We start from the raw sequence: 16,606 nt of genomic DNA, 5'->3' as shown, positions 1-16,606 counted from the left end.
AAAGCATCACAGTAGGTACAAGAGTTAGCAATATAGCTGCTATCTACCGTTTTGCTGTATCGGCTTCTTAATGGCGCGAAGTTATAACGCTGAGCAAAGCTATTATTAATAAGCTCTATTGTCCTACTATCACATTCATCAACGTCTTGGCTGATACTGCTATAGCTATTCTCAATACCATAAAGCGTATTTTTAAACCTAGCTTTCACAACGGTATTGGTCACTCTCTTGCAAGACCAACACTGCATTCTGACGATATCTAGCGTGAGTTTGGAGGTATCGCTATATGTTCGGTAAAATTGTATCTTGCTTGATACCAGTTTCTCGACAAAATCATTTAGCTCTAACTCGGTTTGCTCTAATGGATCAGGGTTTAACCGCTCCTCTGACGCGGCTTTACAAACGTTATAGACCTTGTATGCGCTGTCAGACTCTTTTTGATTTCTGTAGATTGAGAATACCGGCACACTTTTTGTTCTGTGCAAAAAGTCACCCACTATAGCGTCCCTGTCTTTCACTGAGCCACTTCTCAGCAGCCATGCACACCTGACACCTGAGTCCTTATAAATTTGCTGTCTACGCTTTGTTTCAACGAAGCTTTGACGACTCCACTGAACCTCAATAGCAATCTTAAACTTGTCCTTTTCAGCGTATATATCGGCTATCCATACATCGCCTTGACTAGATACCCCTCGTTTTTCAACCTCAACGCTCCAGCCGCATTCAAATAATTTTTTGCTGACTAAATATTTGATATGGATATGCTCAGGAGTCTCACCACCAGTAGAGCAATCATTGGTTTTAGGCTTAACCTTATGAGCAAAAAATTGTGTGCCAAGTTTGCTTGTTTTTAAAATCGCTCGACTGCCGCAGCAGGTCATTTTAAAGGTAGAATCCTTATCTTCTTTGAGTGCGATCCAGTCCGCTAAGCCATACTCAAAGCTATAAATCGTTTTATCATTTTTTACACAAGAGAACGCCACGTTTATCCCTCAACTGATCAATTTGAGCCAATCCCTGACTGAGTTTTTCTAGCATTACTTCTTAATTTTTTGAACCCAACCTCTAATAGTGTCGCCTTCATAATCTCTCGCTCTAGCAAGCTCTACTGTCAGACGATTAATAAATTTGAGCTTCGTTGCTAGCTCATCTTCTTCATCAAAATCCTGAGCATATTTTTCTATTTTTTCTCTCGGTACGCCTTCAGAAATACACATATTTACCATCAGGTTTACTTCAGTCTCAAGATAAGAATTTGAGTTTTTTATTTTAAGTTTTAAATCTGTAATCTCTGCTTCTTTGGATTTTAGCTCATCGTTTCTCGCAAGTGCTATCAAATTTTCATAGCGATCCTGAGCATCTTTATAAATATCACTGATGTCAGACATTAGACCATTCATGAGCAGTGTCTCTACATAATCAGTCATCGTTGTTGGTGCATTTTCTTTCAAATGACGGTACAAATCAGGCGCAATCCTAACATTGAGTTTTTTACGATTTAACATAGCTTTTAAAATCCATTTGTGACACACGTTAACTCCCTTAAATAAAGGGATAAGAGCATAATATATCATATTTGTACCACACGCGTAACGTCATGTGTGGTACAAGCAAAGCTTTACGCTGTGAGGTTTTGCGCGTTTGCAACCAGTTGCATGGTGTGTGTACTTATATTCTGCCGTCGGCACGACAAGCTTTTTGGCCAGTTTTGCTGAACTTGCCAAATGTCGCCATCAAAATTATTTTGCTGCGGATTTTGTGATTTTTTTTGGGCTGCTTGGATGTTCTAGGCGGTAGTTTTTTGGTGAAATGAGAATTTGAGAGATCAAATTAGATCGGGTGAAACGTCAGATTTTATTTTGCTGATCTTGTCAGCTGCTCTATAAAAATTGGAAGCCTAGCCGTGATCATAATTTTTCTGACTTGAAGGAATATTCCTAAGCTGCTGCTTAGGAACTTTTGATTAATTCTTGATGCTACAGATAACGATACTGATCACTTGTGTTCCATTTGGTCAGTAATAGCGTTCTCACTGTCACTAAGAAAAAGTCGTCTTATGAACTGCGACCAACTAAACCCTATCCAAAAATACCCCATTTTTGACGGCGGTAGCCTATCCTGCAATCCTAAAAATATCCTCTACCACCTCCATTTTTCTATTTAGGTTCAACTTACCAGCCTCATTAACATGATTTTAAAACTGATACGTTCATTTGGTTTCATATGCGTTCAAATAAATTCATTAGCGTTCAAAAATTTGTTTTAAAAGGCTGTAATACGTTCAAATAGTTTCAAATACATTCATTTGGTTTCATTGGCGTTCAAAGGTACTATAGGAGCTACCAATGATGATCAATCAACCATACAGGAAACATTATGGCAAAGAGTAAGCTGACGAAAAACGCTATCCGCTTCATTATCCAGAAACGAGAAGATTGGTATGTTAACTACACTTTTGACGACATTGCTAAGTTATTAAAACAAGAGTTTGATATCAGCGTCACTGAACAGGGTGTTAGTAAGAGTTATCGTAAGCATAAAGATGATAAATATTTTCAAAGTGGGCAGCTTGTAGCTTATAACGGTGATACTGAGGTTGTGTCAAAAAAAGAGAAGTATGAACGTGGAGTTAGATCGCATCGTGTAGGTAATTCTGTGCCTAAACCTTATTCAAACGATAGTGACCAGCGTGATTTTGATGAGAATGCAGGTAAAAAATATGATATGAATGAATTTTTCTTGAAATAGATTTTATTAAATAAAAAACAAAAAAAGGTTTTTAATGTTTTTAAAGCTTTTAAAAGATTTTAAGTTCTCTGAAGGCATTGGTATTATTGGGATGCAGAGTCAATTAAGGGACGTTTACCTGTCAATTAAGGGACGTTTACCTGTCAATTAAGGGACGTTTACCTGTCAATTAAGGGACGTTTACCTGTCAATTAAGGTCGTAATTTGTTTACGTCCTTTAAAAGACATGTTAAATTAGAGTCATTCATTAGAATGAGTTTATGTATATGAGCAGCAAAAAGTTAAAAAATGAGGTTGTTAAAACTCACAGGCTAAATACAGCTCTACAGAAATTATCACTTGCTGAAATTCGACTCATGCAGTTAGCAATTATAGACGCAAGAGAGACAGGCACAGGCATAGATACCGTAACTCCCTTATCTATCCACGCAAGCCGTTATGCTGAAGCGTTTGGTGTAACAAGACAAACGGCGTATGAAGTTCTTATTGAGGCTGAAACCTCTTTATTTAAGCGTTATTTTACATTTCTTGATGAGCGGGATGGTAAGCCAGTTAAGTCTCACTGGGTAAGTCAGGCAAAGTATTTAGATGATGAAGCAATCATAGAAATAATGCTTACACCTGCTGTAGTTCAAGAGATTACACGTATCGATGCTATAGAAGCTAAAACTCTATTCACAAGATTTGCGCTTGAGCAGGTAGCACCAATGAAGAGTGTGTACTCTGTGAGGTTATACGAACTACTTAACCAATGGAGGCAAGCAAAAAAGGTAAGCTTTGATCTTGATGTTTTCAGAGGGCAATTAGGTGTTGAAGATACTGAGTACAAGGCAATGAGCGACTTTAAAAAGCGCGTCCTAGACCTTGCAGTGAAAGAAATAAATGAAAAATCAGACCTAAAAGTCAGCTACGAACAGGTTAAAAAGGGCGTGGCTATAGCAGGCTTTAAATTTAAGGTATTAACTAAAGCGCGACCAAAAAAAGCGAAACTGGAAGCTGTCAGAGACAGGAACACAGCAGATATGTTCACGATTGAAGGGTTAAATGATAAGCAGCTAGGACGTATTGCTCGCAATCCTAGCTTTATAGCAGACTACAATCATATGGTTAGCTCAACGAGTCCAGCTGGTCAGAGTGAACAAGCGTGGGAATTTGAAATGATCAATCGCTTAAAAAAAGACGCCTCACAGTTTAAAAAACGCCCTGTTAGAGAGTATTTGGATTATTAAGTCTTCAAAAAACCAAAATATTGCGTATCATTAGGCGCACTCCTAATAATCCATACAACAAGGCGATCCATGAGTTCAGACTATCAGCACATCCGCGAGCAGCTGCAATTAGTTATCCACGATTATAAAGATGCTGAGGGCTATGAGAGGGGGCAAAGTCAGAACTTTTGGACGCAAGTATTCAATGCTTACGGCGTAGCAGGTCAGACACAGCTAAAAGCGTTTGAGCATCGTCTCAAAAAAGACAAGTCACAAAAGTACGTGGATGCCTTTATTCCAAAGCTTGTGATGATTGAGCAAAAAAGTCGCGGCGTTGATTTAAACAAAGCCTATAACCAAGTTAGCAAATACTATGAACGCCTAAGCAATGCTGACAAGCCGCGCTACATCGTGCTTTGCAACTTTGATGAGCTGTGGATCTTTGATCTTGATAACCCTTTAAACATCAAAGAGTATAAATGCGCTTTAACTGACTTACCTAAAAACGCTGAATGGCTAGGCTTTTTAGTGCCTAGCACTGAAATGACGGAGATCATCGAGGAAAACCCGATTAACCGTCAGGCAACCGAAATGGTGGCCAAACTGCATCAAGCTTTTATCAATGACGGTGTGGATGCGGACGAGCTGGCACTATTCTTAACGCGTCTGATATTCTGTTTCTTCGCTGATGATACTGGCATCTTTGGGCAAAACAACCTTTTGCATGGCTTACTTAAAAACCACGCAAACCCTGATGGTAGCAACCTCAACGAAGTATTTAGCACCCTATTCGATACGCTAAACACTGAAAACCGATCAAGCCGTCTGCCACAGCACTACGCTGATTTTGCCTACATTAACGGCGATCTGTTCGCTGATACCATCAGCATTCCTTACTTTGATGAAAACCTGTATAACCTCGTTGTTGACTGTAATGGCCTTGATTGGAGCGAGATCAGCCCTGCTATTTTCGGTTCAATGTTCCAAAGCGTCCTTGATATAGATAGCACTGATAATAGCGATGACAAACGCCGCGAGTTCGGCGCTCACTACACCAGTGAGAAAAATATCTTAAAGGTCATCAATTCCTTATTTCTGCAAGACTTGCGTGACGAGTTCGCCAAGTGCGCTAAAGACAAGCCACGCGCAATCAGGCTTTACAACAAACTGCCCAAGCTCAAGTTTTTTGACCCAGCTTGCGGCTGCGGTAACTTCCTTATCATCGCCTATCGAGAGCTACGCCTACTAGAAAACCAGCTTATTGCTCAGATTTATGGCGATGAAAGGGGGCTACTTGATATTAGCAGTATGTGCCAAGTGACCGTTGATCAGTTCTATGGCATTGAGATTGAGCCACACGCCGCGCATATTGCAAGGGTGGCGATGTGGATCACCGATCATCAGTTAAACGAAGCGACAGCAGCACTATTTGGTACCACGCGCCCTACAACGCCTATTGTGTACAGTCCACACATTACTGAGGGGAATGCCCTACAGATAGACTGGGAGGACGTTCTAGCGGCCAATGAGTGCGATTTTGTGATGGGTAATCCACCGTTCATTGGTTATACCTATCAAAATAAAGAACAAAAAGCAGATATGGCGCACGTAGCAAGTGATATTAGAAAATATAAATCTTTGGATTATGTAGCAGGGTGGTACGTTAAAGCCATGCACTATATGCAATCGGTCACAAAACAAGAGCATCATATAGAAACTGCGTTTGTATCAACAAACTCTATTGTTCAAGGTGAGCATGTAGCTAACTTGTGGCAGTATTTACTTGAAAAAAGCAGGGGTTATATTAACTTTGCTCACCATACGTTCAAATGGACAAATGAGGGCAAAGGTGTTGCAGGAGTGCATTGCGTCATCGTAGGCTATTCAACGTATGAACGTAAAGCAAAAACCATCTTTAGCTATGATGATATTGCTGGTGAGCCTCATCCAAACAAAGCGAAACTAATTAATGGATATTTAATTGATAGTGCTTTGGTTTTTTTCGACCGCTCGAAAAAGCAGGTTTCTAATGAGTTAGAAATGTCACGAGGAAACCAGCCTACTGATGGCGGTAACTTGTTATTATCGGACGAAGAATATAAGGAGTTAATAGCATCAGAGCCGTTATCGGAAAAGTATATTAAGCGCTATATGATGGGTTATGAGTTTTTGAATGATGTGACAAGATGGTGTCTTTGGTTTGATGGCTGTGATCCTGTAGAGCTTAATAAGGACTTGAAAAAAATGCCTTTAGTGCAAAGCCGTATAGAAAACGTTAAAAAATCAAGGCTATCAAGCACTAAAGCGGCTACTGTTAAAAAGGCTGAGACACCACATCTTTTTGATGAGCGCAGACATACAAACAGTCCATACATAGGATTGCCAACAGTTTCATCAGAAAATAGAAAGTTTTTACCTGTCGGGTTTTTGGATGCTGATGTAATTGCAGGCAATAAAATATATATCATTACTAATGCTCAAACCTATCATTTTGGGGTTTTATCAAGTGGTATGCACAATGCCTTTATGCGGCTAACAGCTGGACGCCTAGAGAGTCGATATAATTATTCAAATACTATCGTTTATAACAACTTCCCTTATCCATTTATGGCAGAAGATGACAGCAGCAAGGCGACCAAAGCGCGTGATGACATTGCCAAAGCCGCACAAGCGGTCTTAGACGCTCGTAAGCTCTATCAAGACGGTAGTGAAGACGCACCTACTTTAGCCAAGCTATACAATACATATATGATTGATCCTTATCCTGAGCTAACTAAAGCCCATGCTGCGCTGGATAAGACAGTGGATAAGGCGTATGGCTATAAAGGCAAAGGGGATGATGCGAGTCGCGTTGAGTTCTTGCTAAAGCAGATAGCTGAGGCTTAGAGCCACGATCTAAAAATCTTATTAAGCGCCACTGACCTTTAGTTAGAGGTAACTAAAGGTTTTTTTGTGCCTGAAATTTAGTGATTTACGTATGAGAGAGAGGCGCGGAACACCCCTCAAAGCCTAGTAAAAAGGTCATTCATAATAGTATTAGGCGGATCGGAAATAATGGCTCTAATTCGATACATCAACGGATAGCGTGGATTTGCCCAATACACGCCAAGCGTACTTGTTGGGCTTACAGTAAAGGACTTTAATAACGATATCGGAACTCTGTCCCGTAAGATTAAGCAATCAATGTCAGTAAAATGAGAGTTATAACTGGGAGATCAACTATTTGCGGTGTATTACGTGCAATACACCGTGATTGACATCGAGTATCTATTGTTATTTTTAGATAATTAGCACCTGAACCGCCTCATTTAGTCCGATTTTCTGATGTTCAATAAAATATCAGTCGTAAGTTATTGAAAGACAATACCAACCACCTTCAATGTATAAAAGGGAAACCCTCATGAAAAATCTAGACACACTCTCCTTAGTTGTAGATATTTTGTTTTTGATCATAGAAATCATTAAATTATCTATAGAGGTAATACCGTTTTTCTAAGTAAGTATACCTATAAGCAAGCAATTAGGTACTTTCACTGGTTCAGTTCCCTAGTGAGGACTTAAACCTTCAGCTGTAGGCTAATGATAACAATAGCCTACATTATTTACAGCAGCTCATTGTACATAGCAGTGTACCTTTCAACATGAAAAAATCATTCTTTTTGAAAGACTTTTATCTTTTTACTTTAGGTAAGTTTTTAGGATAGATAACACATCTTCTATCTCTTGTTGTCGTTGTTGTTGGGTAATGTCTTCTGCCCCTAAATGTTCTCTTATATGCTCTTCCAAGACTTCTTTCATAAGGCCATTCACCGCGCCCTTTAATGCCGCTATTTGCTGCAAAAGAGCCATGCATTCAGGATTACCTTCTAATGACGCTTCTATTGCTACTGACTGACCTTTGATACGTCTAATACGTCCTAGTAGCTTGCTCTTACTGTTTTGAGTGTGTGACATTATTTTATTGCCTTACATTATACTGGGGGGTAGTATATTTATTAATGATGTTTATAATACATAAGATTGCCATCTTTTTATATACAGCTAAGGATTTAAAACGTGAAAGAATCAAGTATTCAGTGGGAACACTCTCATAATTTCGGTGTCGATAGTGCCCAAAACAAATCTAAAGTAAAGATTGTATTTTGGTTGACGACGATAATCATGGTTTTAGAGATCGCTGCTGGTACATGGTCTGGCTCTATGGCATTACTTGCTGATGGGTGGCACATGGGCACACATTCAGCCGCATTTCTTATCGCTATCTTTGCTTATTCGTATGCTAAAAAGAACGCTAATAATAAATTATTTAGTTTTGGTACGGGCAAGGTAAATTATCTCGGTGGTTTTGCGAGTGCCATTGCATTAGCCATTGTCGCATTATTAATGATTTTAGAATCAGTCCAACGAATAATAGAGCCAAATAATATATATTTTAACGAAGCCATTATCGTTGCTGTTATTGGTCTAATCGTAAACATAGTATCGGCATTTATACTTAAAGATGACCATCACCATGACCATGACCATGACCATGACCACAATATGAAAGCGGCTTATTTACACGTTTTAGCGGATGCCCTAACTTCTGTGCTTGCTATCGTGGCGTTATTAACCGGTAAATATATGGGCATCATCTGGATTGATCCTGTCATGGGCATTGTCGGTGCAATAGTGATTCTTCACTGGTCTTATGGATTGATCAAAGAATCGAGTACCGTGCTTTTAGATAAATCTGTTGATGTTTCAACTTTTGAGAAGATATCGCAGACTCTCGATAAGAAAAATACGATTATTAACGATATTCATGTCTGGAAAATTGCGTCAACCCACCAAGCTGCCATCCTTTCAGTGTCCTCACCATCCCCTTTAAGTACGGAAGAATACAAAAAAATATTATTAGAATCCTTACCTCAACTGTCTCATATGTCTGTTGAAGTTAATAAAACCTGAATAGGGTTATTTGAATCTAGGAAAGTGCCTTGATAAATCAGTAGCATAGTAAGCTTCAGAATATCAGCGCCGTATATCATTTTTTTTGAGAAAAAGTCCTTGGTAGTGCCCTTTTCAAACACTAATGCTTCCGCAATGGCAACCCCCTTCTTGTATACAGATTCAAAATCAATGACCTGAGCTCGGCCAACGCGGATGATAGTCATCGACTACGAAAGGATGGGTATGTCGTATCCCGTTGGGTGTAGGAGATCCAGTAGCATGGATATGACCCTCTGGTAGATTGAAATGCTCATGTTCAATCTCTGTTAAATCAATAGACGGCCAGACTCTAAAAGCCGCCCATACCGCTAGTGCAGCAGCACCGCCTAATACTGCAAAAGCAACAGTCATACTGTAATGAGCACCTAACCAACCTGCCAAGGGGTAAAATACCAACCAACTGACATGAGATAAAGCAAACTGAGCGGCAAACAGTGCTGGGCGATCTTCTTGATGTGAGGATCGCCATAGCAAGCGGCCAGAGGGAGTTTGAGCAGCAGAATAACCCAAACCTAACACGAACCATAAGGCCATAAGTGAATTTTGTCCCATCATCAATGTACCAGCGAACATACCCACCACTAACAGCCCTACACCGCTTAACATGACCCTACGGTCTGTCAGCTTACTTAGTAGGCTTGGCAAAGCCAATGCAGCAATCATAGAACCAGCGCCAAAGCTCGCTAAGGCTAATGCCACTGCACTCTGAGTGAGTCCCATGCCACCCTGAATGATTACAACCGTATTTACAAAAACCATAGACGCTGCGGCAGAAACGGCAACATTGACTGCGAGCAATCCGCGCAATCGAGGTGTGGCTAAATAGATTCGAACACCACGCGTGGTTCTATCATAAATGCTACGACGCTCTGGTATAGCATGTGGGGGCAGTACCACCGATACTACCAATAGGGCAGAGGCTAAAAACCCCAGCACTGTCCCCGTAAACAGATTGTGAAAACTCATTACTGTCAGTAATGCCGCCGCTAACATAGGACTGACCAGACTTTCCATATCGTACGCAAGGCGTGAGAGAGACAAGGCTTTTGTATAGTCCGCTTCATCAGGTAGAACATCAGGAATAGTGGCCTGAAAAGTCGGCGTGAAGGCCGCTGAGGCTGCTTGCAACACAAAGATTAGTACATAAACTTCCCAAATTTGGGAAACAAACGGCAAAAGCAGTGCTACACCTGCTCGTATCACATCCAGCGATACCAACATCGTGCGTTTGGGCAGTCGTTCGGCAAAGGCTGCTGCGATTGGTGCGATACCAACATAAGCAACCATCTTGATGGCCAATGCGGCTCCCATGACGACCCCAGCATTATTACCAGCCAAATCAAAAGCCAAAAGGCCTAGCGCCACAGTAGCTAGACCAGTACCAATCAGGGCAATGACTTGCGCGGCAAATAAATGACGATAAGTTCGGTTGGCAAAGATACTAAGCATGAGAGCTCTTTAGATCAGGCGATTGATCTTACAGGTAACGGGTTATCTCCTTGAACTCCTTGATAGAATTCTGCTGATCTTTGTCAACAGCCCCTAATAAGTCTTCAAGGCAATGATCCAAATGGTCTTGGATTAAAATTTTCTTAGCTTGGTGAATTGCGTTTTCTACCGCTTGCAGCTGTTGGGCTACATCAAGGCAAGTTCGACCCTCAACCAACATCTCTATCGTACTGCTTAGATGACCATTCGCTTTTTTAAGGCGTGTGATAACAGCTGGATGAGACTCGTGTATGTGCGGTTTTTTCATAATGGCAGTGTCCTTCCTCTAGAGAGCGCAATTATACCCGATAAAAACTTAATTTTTTATTGACCTAATCCCCCCCTAGGGGATATCATCTTACTCCTTAATCGCTCGGTTTGCATTCGAAAAATTCACAATTTTACTTACCAGTTCGTAAGAAAATGCTTAGTAATACAAATCATAATTACCCCATTGGTTGGGGTTAACTGTTCTTATCGTATTGCTCCACATCGCATATTCATTATTTTCAGACCATAGGATTCTTAATGCACAGCCATGTTTTCAATAGGCTTTCAAGCTCGCCATGGGCGACTTGGCAGACCCGTCTGTTAGTGTTCTCAGTACTTCTTATTTGTCTTATTACCGGCAGCCATGAGGCTCTTGCTCATGCTGTAACCGCAGGTGATAAAGGATATATTCAGGAGATTTCAGGAGTCAATATCTTACCCTTTATGTACTTAGGCGCTAAGCACATGATAACGGGATATGACCATATACTGTTTCTCTTCGGGGTCATCTTCTTTCTTTACCGCATGAAGCACATTGGTGTCTATGTGAGCCTATTTGCATTGGGTCATTCCACAACGATGATCTTAGGCGTGTACTTTAACATCGGTATGAACAGTTATCTGATTGATGCAATTATTGGTCTCTCTGTTGTTTACAAAGCTTTAGACAACATTGGTGCTTTCCAGCGATGGTTCGGATATCAACCAAATACCAAAATAGCGGTGCTTATATTTGGACTTTTCCACGGCTTTGGGTTATCCACTAAGATTCTTGAATATGAGATGTCACCTGACGGCCTGCTACCTAACCTACTCGCATTTAACGTAGGTGTGGAAATTGGGCAACTATTAGCTCTAGCAATCATATTGATTGGCATGAGCTACTGGCGACGCACGTCAAGTTTCATCCGTAACGCTTATACCGCCAACGTTGCCATGATGAGCGCAGGATTTATTTTAGTGGGCATGCAGCTTACTGGCTATTTAATGTCTCAATAACTCAAGGATTTCTAATATGTATAACAGTGATACCCCCTTACAGGCTGAACTCCCTTCTTCAAAGCAACTCATAAAATCTACTATTCTGGCTATAATCGCAGCAATAGTTCTTTTATTTACGGTAGTTCTCCCAGCTGAATATGGTATTGATCCAACTGGGGTTGGTAAACTGCTTCGTTTGACAGAAATGGGACAGGTTAAGCAGCAATTGGCAGAAGAAGCTGCCGCAGATGCGGCTGGTTTAGTAGCAACCGAAACCTCAGACATTGACAATATGACAGAACAAACAATAAATACCACGCCTACTGATACTACCGTTGCTGATGGACAGTGGCGTGATGAGATTCCCTTCACCCTGACTCCAGGTGAAGGAATAGAAATTAAAATGAAAATGTCTGAAGGTGATAAAGCAAATTACTCTTGGGCAGTCACTGGCGGTGAGGTTAATTTTGATACTCACGGTGATGCCTTGGGTAAAGCCATTAGCTATGAGAAAGGTCGCGGGGTTGCTTCTGATGAAGGCGTTTTAGAGGCCGCATTTACAGGTAATCACGGTTGGTTCTGGCGAAATCGTGGCGATTCAGATGTTCAAGTTGTTTTACGTACCCGTGGCGATTACAGCACTATTAAAACGATGTAAAAACGTGCACTAATAATCTAAATAAATCCTAGCAGCAAAACACATTAGGTTAGCCGCTGAAAATGCATTAAAAAAATGCTTGTTAGGAAAAATACTAAACGATGTGCTCACAGCTACATCAAGCGTTCGTGGCTGTGACCAACCATTTCACCAACTCACGGGCAGAAGCCTTATTCAAGCACTGCGGACAATTCAGATAGGTCATCACGCAGTCATTCAAATCAGTTAGCATATGTAACAATAACCCCAAACCAATTATTTTATAGGTCTTAGGTAGAAATAGCATAGCCGCATATGCTGCCATTGCATAATAAGTATGCAGCGGATGAAAGTTAATACTACAGCGATTGGGCGAAAAAATAGGCGTGGCTAGCAAATGATCTAAGTCTACTAGCATAGTGGCTAAAAGAATCAAATATACTCGTTTATAGTCGTCACGAAAAAATATATAGGCAACCATCAACGGCATGCCAAAGTGTAGAAAATAATGGATAACGGTTTGAATCATCGTTTTTTCCGATTCCAGATAGTTTGTAGTGGCACAACAGTCTCAGATAAAACATAAGATATTTTTGTCTTTCGACTGCATGTGAAATATATGCATCATACATACACTCACTCTCTTATTATTGTACCTGTCCAAAAAAACACTAGCTAATATAGGACATACCCCAACAGAACTACCAAAACCGACCGAATAAGCACCATTAGCACCACATAAAACAGACTGCTATAATGAAACCACTTATAACAGTCTGTGAGATCTATTGTGCTGATCCGAGCCTACCTTCGCGCCTCAACCAAACAGCAGGACGCAAGCCGCGCCAAAGCTGAGCTTACCGCCTTTGCTAAAGAGCATGGCCACAAGATTGCAGCCTTCTACGTTGAGAATGAATCAGGAGCGACGCTCACGCGCCCACAGCTGATGACACTCATTGATGAAGCATCTGAGGGCGATATTATCCTAGTTGAGCAAATAGACCGTCTTGCACGGCTTAATCAGGCTGATTGGGATACCTTAAAGCAAATGTTATCAGATAAAAAACTGGCTATCGTCTCAAAAGAGCTACCCACCTCGTTTATGGCGTTCCAATCAGACAAAAGCAGCGAATTTATGAGCAGTATCTTACAAGCTATCAATTCGATGATGCTTGATATGCTCGCTGCCATTGCCCGTAAAGACTATGAAGACCGCCGCCACCGTCAAATGCAAGGTATCGCCAAAGCTAAGGCTGAAGGCAAATATAAGGGTCGCGGTAAAGATGTTAAAAAGCGCAAGGTAATTGCTAGTCTCTTAAATTCTGGTCTCAGCTATAGTGACATTCAAAAGACTACTGATTGCTCCCGTCATCTGATCGCTAGTGTGTCAAAAGAGCTTAAAGAAGGTGACAGTAGCTTCTAGAGCCAGTGTAACTATCTGGGTTTATCGTTTAATAATGAGACTACGTTTTGGTGTGAGCATAACCACTGAGCAGTATCACAGCAGCGATACCCAATTAATTTTATGATCACCTCATAATCCTTATTAAGATCCCTTCTAAAAATCGGCTCATGGTGAGCAATACGATTCCTGAGCCGTCTGATCTTTTCCAAATCGTTATAAATCTCACTTCTCAACGCCGCAATGTCGCTATAACTAGGCGCATAGGGAAAAGTATCCCTAAGATAAGGTAACCACAGCTGATCATCATGACGACTTGTGAACATCTTTTGCCAAAACACAAAATTTAGCTCAGGAATGACTTTGTTCACATCGGACACTTTATCTCGTGCTTTCTGCACGTTGTTTCTAGGGTTGTAGCCATGTCTAGGATTGGGTAGGGTATTTATGAAACCAGTCTCCCAAGGCCACTGGTTACCATGTTGCTTAAACAATACCTCTGAAACGGCATTTCTGATAGTCACCTCGCAAATATGTAAACAAGGAAAAAATGCACCTGATATGTTGGCATTCCATTGATACAGTTCTAGAGCCTCATCTAGAGTAACTGTATATTTTTCATAAGTAGATAATCTTGGCTGTGACAAGGTACTTCTGATCACATCAGCGTTAAGCATTGAATTCATACTGATAAAGCCTTATAATTGAATTGTGAGCTAGGGGTATCGTAGGTTAACACCTCCCCCCTAGACGATTGCGAAAACCCTGCCTGTGTGCAGGGTTTTCTTTTTTGACCTGAAAAGAACCTCCACCGCACACAAAAAGCGCTGTTATCTGATTTAGGCTTGCACTTTCCGCTTTTAAAAATCTCTTTTCATCCAGTTCCTAACAGTTCTATCAGAGACTTGTAGCTCTTGAGCAATTAGCTTATTACTTACGCCTAAAGCTTTTAGTTGCAATGCTTTTTCTCTCTGTTCCTTGTACTTTGCAGATCGAGCAAGCCCACCTGGTGAAGAATTACTTGCTTTGCCGCCCTTACTGCCCTTAATCGCCTGACGGTGAATAAACTCATGATAGTGGTAGCCGTCACGATTCCAGCAGTATTTGGCAATGCTTTTGGCAGTGGCTTTGATCTCTGAGTAGGGTAGTGGCTCAGGAAACGCCATATTGACGCTCAGAGCTTGATTCAGCACTGAGTGATACCATTGCTCCCATTGCTTGCCTCGATGCTCTCTGACGACGTTATACGCCCAATGACGCACGGTATCAAATAGAGTGCAGTTGCGACCAAGGCCGCTTTGCTTCTCGGTGGTGTTTAAAGCGCGTAGCTCGATAAATTCAGCTAAATAGTCCAGCTTATATTTTTCATCCGTCCACACCTCAGTCCGCCAATGATCATGTAGCGGGTTTTTGGTGATGAAATTGCTGTACCCTGAATCGGCGCGAGTGGCTCTGATCAGTCCAGCTTGTATGGCGGCTAGGTATTTTAAGGCTTTGATACTGCCGTTTTCACTGGTGCAAACTGGCTTTTCTAGCTCATAGACGATGTGAGCGTGACCGTTAGCAGGGTTTTGGGTCGTCCAGCGCGGCGGCGGCAGGTATTCTTCAGCCCAGCGCATTGCGCCATGTGGGTGATCAATATCTAAACCGATAAAGTGGGTCATACAGGGGGGATTGTGCTGGATGTAGCGCTTTTTAACAGCGATCTGTTTTGGCTGGATACTAAGAGCACCTAAATCATCAGTGCAATAAGGCTTGTAGGGCAGGGTTGGGTATAACTCAGGTAGCAGTAACATAACGCACACTTGTATTGGTGTGCCTGCTGATATAAAATACAGGTACGATTTTTGGGTTTTATATCTGCTGACACGGATTAAAATTCAATCGACCCCTAGCGATTGCCGTCGCTGGGGGTTAATCATTTCTAGGGTTTGAGTTTACGCGCTCGTTATCTCAACGTCAAACAGCCAACGACACTTATCAGCTGCAATCATTGATCAGTTTCTAACGGTACGACACTGCCGCGAGTTGCATCTGACCAGTCACTAATCTCCGAAATATCCGATAAATCAATATCATCATCACTGAGCGTAGCTAAATGCTCTAAGTCGGCTTGCTGCTTGGCTGTTAGACGCGGCAACTCCTCTAGGCGATAGCTAACCTTGTTCATATTGTCTCCTTTAGCTCTCATAGCTCACTCTACACCATTTAAGGCATCAAAATCCCTTGTATCAGCAGATACAAGGGAACTGATAAACAAGTGCGCTATGGGGCAGCATTTAATATTGCATAAATAAGCACTTATTTATGCATATTTATGCTTTTTATAGGCATATGTATTTGTTTTAATTAACTTTTTTATGAAAATTATACATACTTGTTAGTTGCACATATCTGTGAAGATAAGCCATAGTTTTTCATCCATTTAAGTATTTAGAGAATTAGCTACAGACCAGTCATGGCAAGAGGTTAGGTAAATTATCCATTAGCTGAAACTCTATTTATTAAAAAAATAGTTATGCACGAATAAATGCTTAAAACACTAAAATATTAGTCTTTTTTTACCCTCCTTAGTTTTGCATAACTTCGTGGTAAGTAGGCTACAGACCTTTATTTTTATGACTTTTAGAGAAACAAGTATTCTATACGCCTATGCACAATTAAATGCTTCCCCACATCCTATACAGAAATAATTTAGATAATCAAAGCGAGTCTATCAACACCCACTTACCTTCATTATAATCAATCGCTCTGCTGTAATACCCTACCCTGCCAAACTCCATTAACACCCTACCTTTCCTCGGTACGGTGATTTCGTCTGTCTCAACCGTTTGACTTGAATAGTAAGACCCCCAAGACTTCATAAAATGGCGACCCATT

Annotated in this window: 16 protein-coding genes; 7 read left to right on the top strand and 9 right to left on the bottom strand. The window is 41.1% G+C overall.

Annotation, left to right across the window (positions count from 1 at the left end; translation table 11 throughout):
* Together ACT3QQ_RS12255 and ACT3QQ_RS12250 are read right to left on the bottom strand one after the other, a co-directional pair.
* Positions 1 to 983: competence protein CoiA (locus tag ACT3QQ_RS12255; RefSeq protein ID WP_444528226.1), on the bottom strand; the 983-nt coding region annotated here is incomplete at its 3' end.
* Positions 984 to 1,037: 54 nt separating this feature from the next.
* Complete coding sequence (locus ACT3QQ_RS12250; RefSeq protein ID WP_443522436.1) at positions 1,038 to 1,505, bottom strand: hypothetical protein; 468 nt, start codon at positions 1,503 to 1,505, stop codon at positions 1,038 to 1,040.
* An 871-nt stretch (positions 1,506 to 2,376) separates the two neighbouring features.
* Here ACT3QQ_RS12250 and ACT3QQ_RS12245 point away from each other — a divergent pair.
* The 3 genes from ACT3QQ_RS12245 to ACT3QQ_RS12235 all read left to right on the top strand — a co-directional run bounded on the left by ACT3QQ_RS12245 (position 2,377) and on the right by ACT3QQ_RS12235 (position 6,842).
* Entirely contained in the window at positions 2,377 to 2,748 is a 372-nt protein-coding gene (locus ACT3QQ_RS12245) for a hypothetical protein (RefSeq protein WP_298980852.1), read from the top strand.
* Positions 2,749 to 3,014: 266 nt separating this feature from the next.
* Complete coding sequence (repM, locus tag ACT3QQ_RS12240) at positions 3,015 to 3,977, top strand: replication initiation protein RepM (RefSeq protein WP_298980871.1); 963 nt, start codon at positions 3,015 to 3,017, stop codon at positions 3,975 to 3,977.
* Between the two features lie 69 nt (positions 3,978 to 4,046).
* Positions 4,047 to 6,842 (top strand): DNA methyltransferase, encoded by a 2,796-nt coding sequence (locus ACT3QQ_RS12235; RefSeq protein ID WP_444528225.1) that lies wholly within the window; start codon positions 4,047 to 4,049, stop codon positions 6,840 to 6,842.
* A 792-nt stretch (positions 6,843 to 7,634) separates the two neighbouring features.
* Here ACT3QQ_RS12235 and ACT3QQ_RS12230 read toward each other — a convergent pair.
* The gene (locus ACT3QQ_RS12230; protein WP_101204373.1) at positions 7,635 to 7,910 is read right to left on the bottom strand and encodes a metal/formaldehyde-sensitive transcriptional repressor; all 276 of its coding nucleotides are present in this window, start codon (positions 7,908 to 7,910) and stop codon (positions 7,635 to 7,637) included.
* A gap of 102 nt (positions 7,911 to 8,012) precedes the next feature.
* Between ACT3QQ_RS12230 and dmeF the strand changes: the two genes are divergently transcribed.
* Positions 8,013 to 8,906: a CDF family Co(II)/Ni(II) efflux transporter DmeF gene (gene dmeF, locus ACT3QQ_RS12225; RefSeq protein ID WP_102078176.1), complete on the top strand. Its 894-nt coding sequence runs from the start codon at positions 8,013 to 8,015 to the stop codon at positions 8,904 to 8,906.
* Positions 8,907 to 9,074: 168 nt separating this feature from the next.
* On the opposite strand, the gene ACT3QQ_RS12220 is transcribed toward dmeF, so the two are convergent.
* Together ACT3QQ_RS12220 and ACT3QQ_RS12215 are read right to left on the bottom strand one after the other, a co-directional pair.
* Entirely contained in the window at positions 9,075 to 10,397 is a 1,323-nt protein-coding gene (locus tag ACT3QQ_RS12220; protein WP_443522432.1) for an MFS transporter, read from the bottom strand.
* A 28-nt stretch (positions 10,398 to 10,425) separates the two neighbouring features.
* Positions 10,426 to 10,704, bottom strand: a complete 279-nt coding sequence (locus tag ACT3QQ_RS12215) for a metal-sensing transcriptional repressor (RefSeq protein ID WP_036590571.1) — start codon at positions 10,702 to 10,704, stop codon at positions 10,426 to 10,428.
* Positions 10,705 to 10,964: 260 nt separating this feature from the next.
* Between ACT3QQ_RS12215 and ACT3QQ_RS12210 the strand changes: the two genes are divergently transcribed.
* On the top strand, positions 10,965 to 11,705 hold the full coding sequence (locus ACT3QQ_RS12210) for a HupE/UreJ family protein (protein WP_443522434.1): 741 nt from the start codon (positions 10,965 to 10,967) through the stop codon (positions 11,703 to 11,705).
* Positions 11,706 to 11,883: 178 nt separating this feature from the next.
* On the top strand, positions 11,884 to 12,345 hold the full coding sequence (locus ACT3QQ_RS12205) for a transmembrane anchor protein (protein ID WP_444528224.1): 462 nt from the start codon (positions 11,884 to 11,886) through the stop codon (positions 12,343 to 12,345).
* Between the two features lie 118 nt (positions 12,346 to 12,463).
* On the opposite strand, the gene ACT3QQ_RS12200 is transcribed toward ACT3QQ_RS12205, so the two are convergent.
* The gene (locus tag ACT3QQ_RS12200; protein WP_036592946.1) at positions 12,464 to 12,853 is read right to left on the bottom strand and encodes a DUF6122 family protein; all 390 of its coding nucleotides are present in this window, start codon (positions 12,851 to 12,853) and stop codon (positions 12,464 to 12,466) included.
* A gap of 261 nt (positions 12,854 to 13,114) precedes the next feature.
* Here ACT3QQ_RS12200 and ACT3QQ_RS12195 point away from each other — a divergent pair, with 261 nt between their 5' ends.
* Positions 13,115 to 13,747, top strand: a complete 633-nt coding sequence (locus ACT3QQ_RS12195) for a recombinase family protein (protein WP_192524301.1) — start codon at positions 13,115 to 13,117, stop codon at positions 13,745 to 13,747.
* Between the two features lie 11 nt (positions 13,748 to 13,758).
* Here the strand turns inward: ACT3QQ_RS12195 and ACT3QQ_RS12190 are convergent, their stop codons facing one another.
* The 3 genes from ACT3QQ_RS12190 to ACT3QQ_RS12180 form a co-directional block, all read right to left on the bottom strand.
* A complete protein-coding gene (locus ACT3QQ_RS12190) occupies positions 13,759 to 14,412 on the bottom strand; it encodes an Abi family protein (protein WP_225736966.1) in 654 nt (217 codons plus the stop codon).
* 174 nt (positions 14,413 to 14,586) lie between these two features.
* Complete coding sequence (locus ACT3QQ_RS12185) at positions 14,587 to 15,522, bottom strand: replication initiation protein (RefSeq protein ID WP_443522435.1); 936 nt, start codon at positions 15,520 to 15,522, stop codon at positions 14,587 to 14,589.
* Positions 15,523 to 15,716: 194 nt separating this feature from the next.
* Entirely contained in the window at positions 15,717 to 15,896 is a 180-nt protein-coding gene (locus ACT3QQ_RS12180) for a hypothetical protein (RefSeq protein ID WP_192524303.1), read from the bottom strand.
* Between the last annotated feature and the right edge of the window lie 710 nt (positions 15,897 to 16,606).

Origin of the sequence: Psychrobacter sp. AOP7-A1-24, from assembly GCF_052376235.1 — a bacterium.
GTDB lineage: Bacteria > Pseudomonadota > Gammaproteobacteria > Pseudomonadales > Moraxellaceae > Psychrobacter.
The sequence above is the reverse complement of the archived record's forward strand: the minus strand, read 5'-3'. Positions and strand labels throughout refer to the sequence as shown.

What these genes read in the sequence shown, in the direction of transcription:
- ACT3QQ_RS12250 (WP_443522436.1), bottom strand. Translation starts at nt 1,505, where the DNA reads ATGTTAAATCGTAAAAAACTCAATGTTAGGATTGCGCCTGATTTGTAC.
- ACT3QQ_RS12245 (WP_298980852.1), top strand. Translation starts at nt 2,377, where the DNA reads ATGGCAAAGAGTAAGCTGACGAAAAACGCTATCCGCTTCATTATCCAG.
- repM (WP_298980871.1), top strand. Translation starts at nt 3,015, where the DNA reads ATGAGCAGCAAAAAGTTAAAAAATGAGGTTGTTAAAACTCACAGGCTA.
- ACT3QQ_RS12235 (WP_444528225.1), top strand. Translation starts at nt 4,047, where the DNA reads ATGAGTTCAGACTATCAGCACATCCGCGAGCAGCTGCAATTAGTTATC.
- ACT3QQ_RS12230 (WP_101204373.1), bottom strand. Translation starts at nt 7,910, where the DNA reads ATGTCACACACTCAAAACAGTAAGAGCAAGCTACTAGGACGTATTAGA.
- ACT3QQ_RS12220 (WP_443522432.1), bottom strand. Translation starts at nt 10,397, where the DNA reads ATGCTTAGTATCTTTGCCAACCGAACTTATCGTCATTTATTTGCCGCG.
- ACT3QQ_RS12215 (WP_036590571.1), bottom strand. Translation starts at nt 10,704, where the DNA reads ATGAAAAAACCGCACATACACGAGTCTCATCCAGCTGTTATCACACGC.
- ACT3QQ_RS12210 (WP_443522434.1), top strand. Translation starts at nt 10,965, where the DNA reads ATGCACAGCCATGTTTTCAATAGGCTTTCAAGCTCGCCATGGGCGACT.
- ACT3QQ_RS12200 (WP_036592946.1), bottom strand. Translation starts at nt 12,853, where the DNA reads ATGATTCAAACCGTTATCCATTATTTTCTACACTTTGGCATGCCGTTG.
- ACT3QQ_RS12190 (WP_225736966.1), bottom strand. Translation starts at nt 14,412, where the DNA reads ATGAATTCAATGCTTAACGCTGATGTGATCAGAAGTACCTTGTCACAG.
- ACT3QQ_RS12185 (WP_443522435.1), bottom strand. Translation starts at nt 15,522, where the DNA reads ATGTTACTGCTACCTGAGTTATACCCAACCCTGCCCTACAAGCCTTAT.
- ACT3QQ_RS12180 (WP_192524303.1), bottom strand. Translation starts at nt 15,896, where the DNA reads ATGAACAAGGTTAGCTATCGCCTAGAGGAGTTGCCGCGTCTAACAGCC.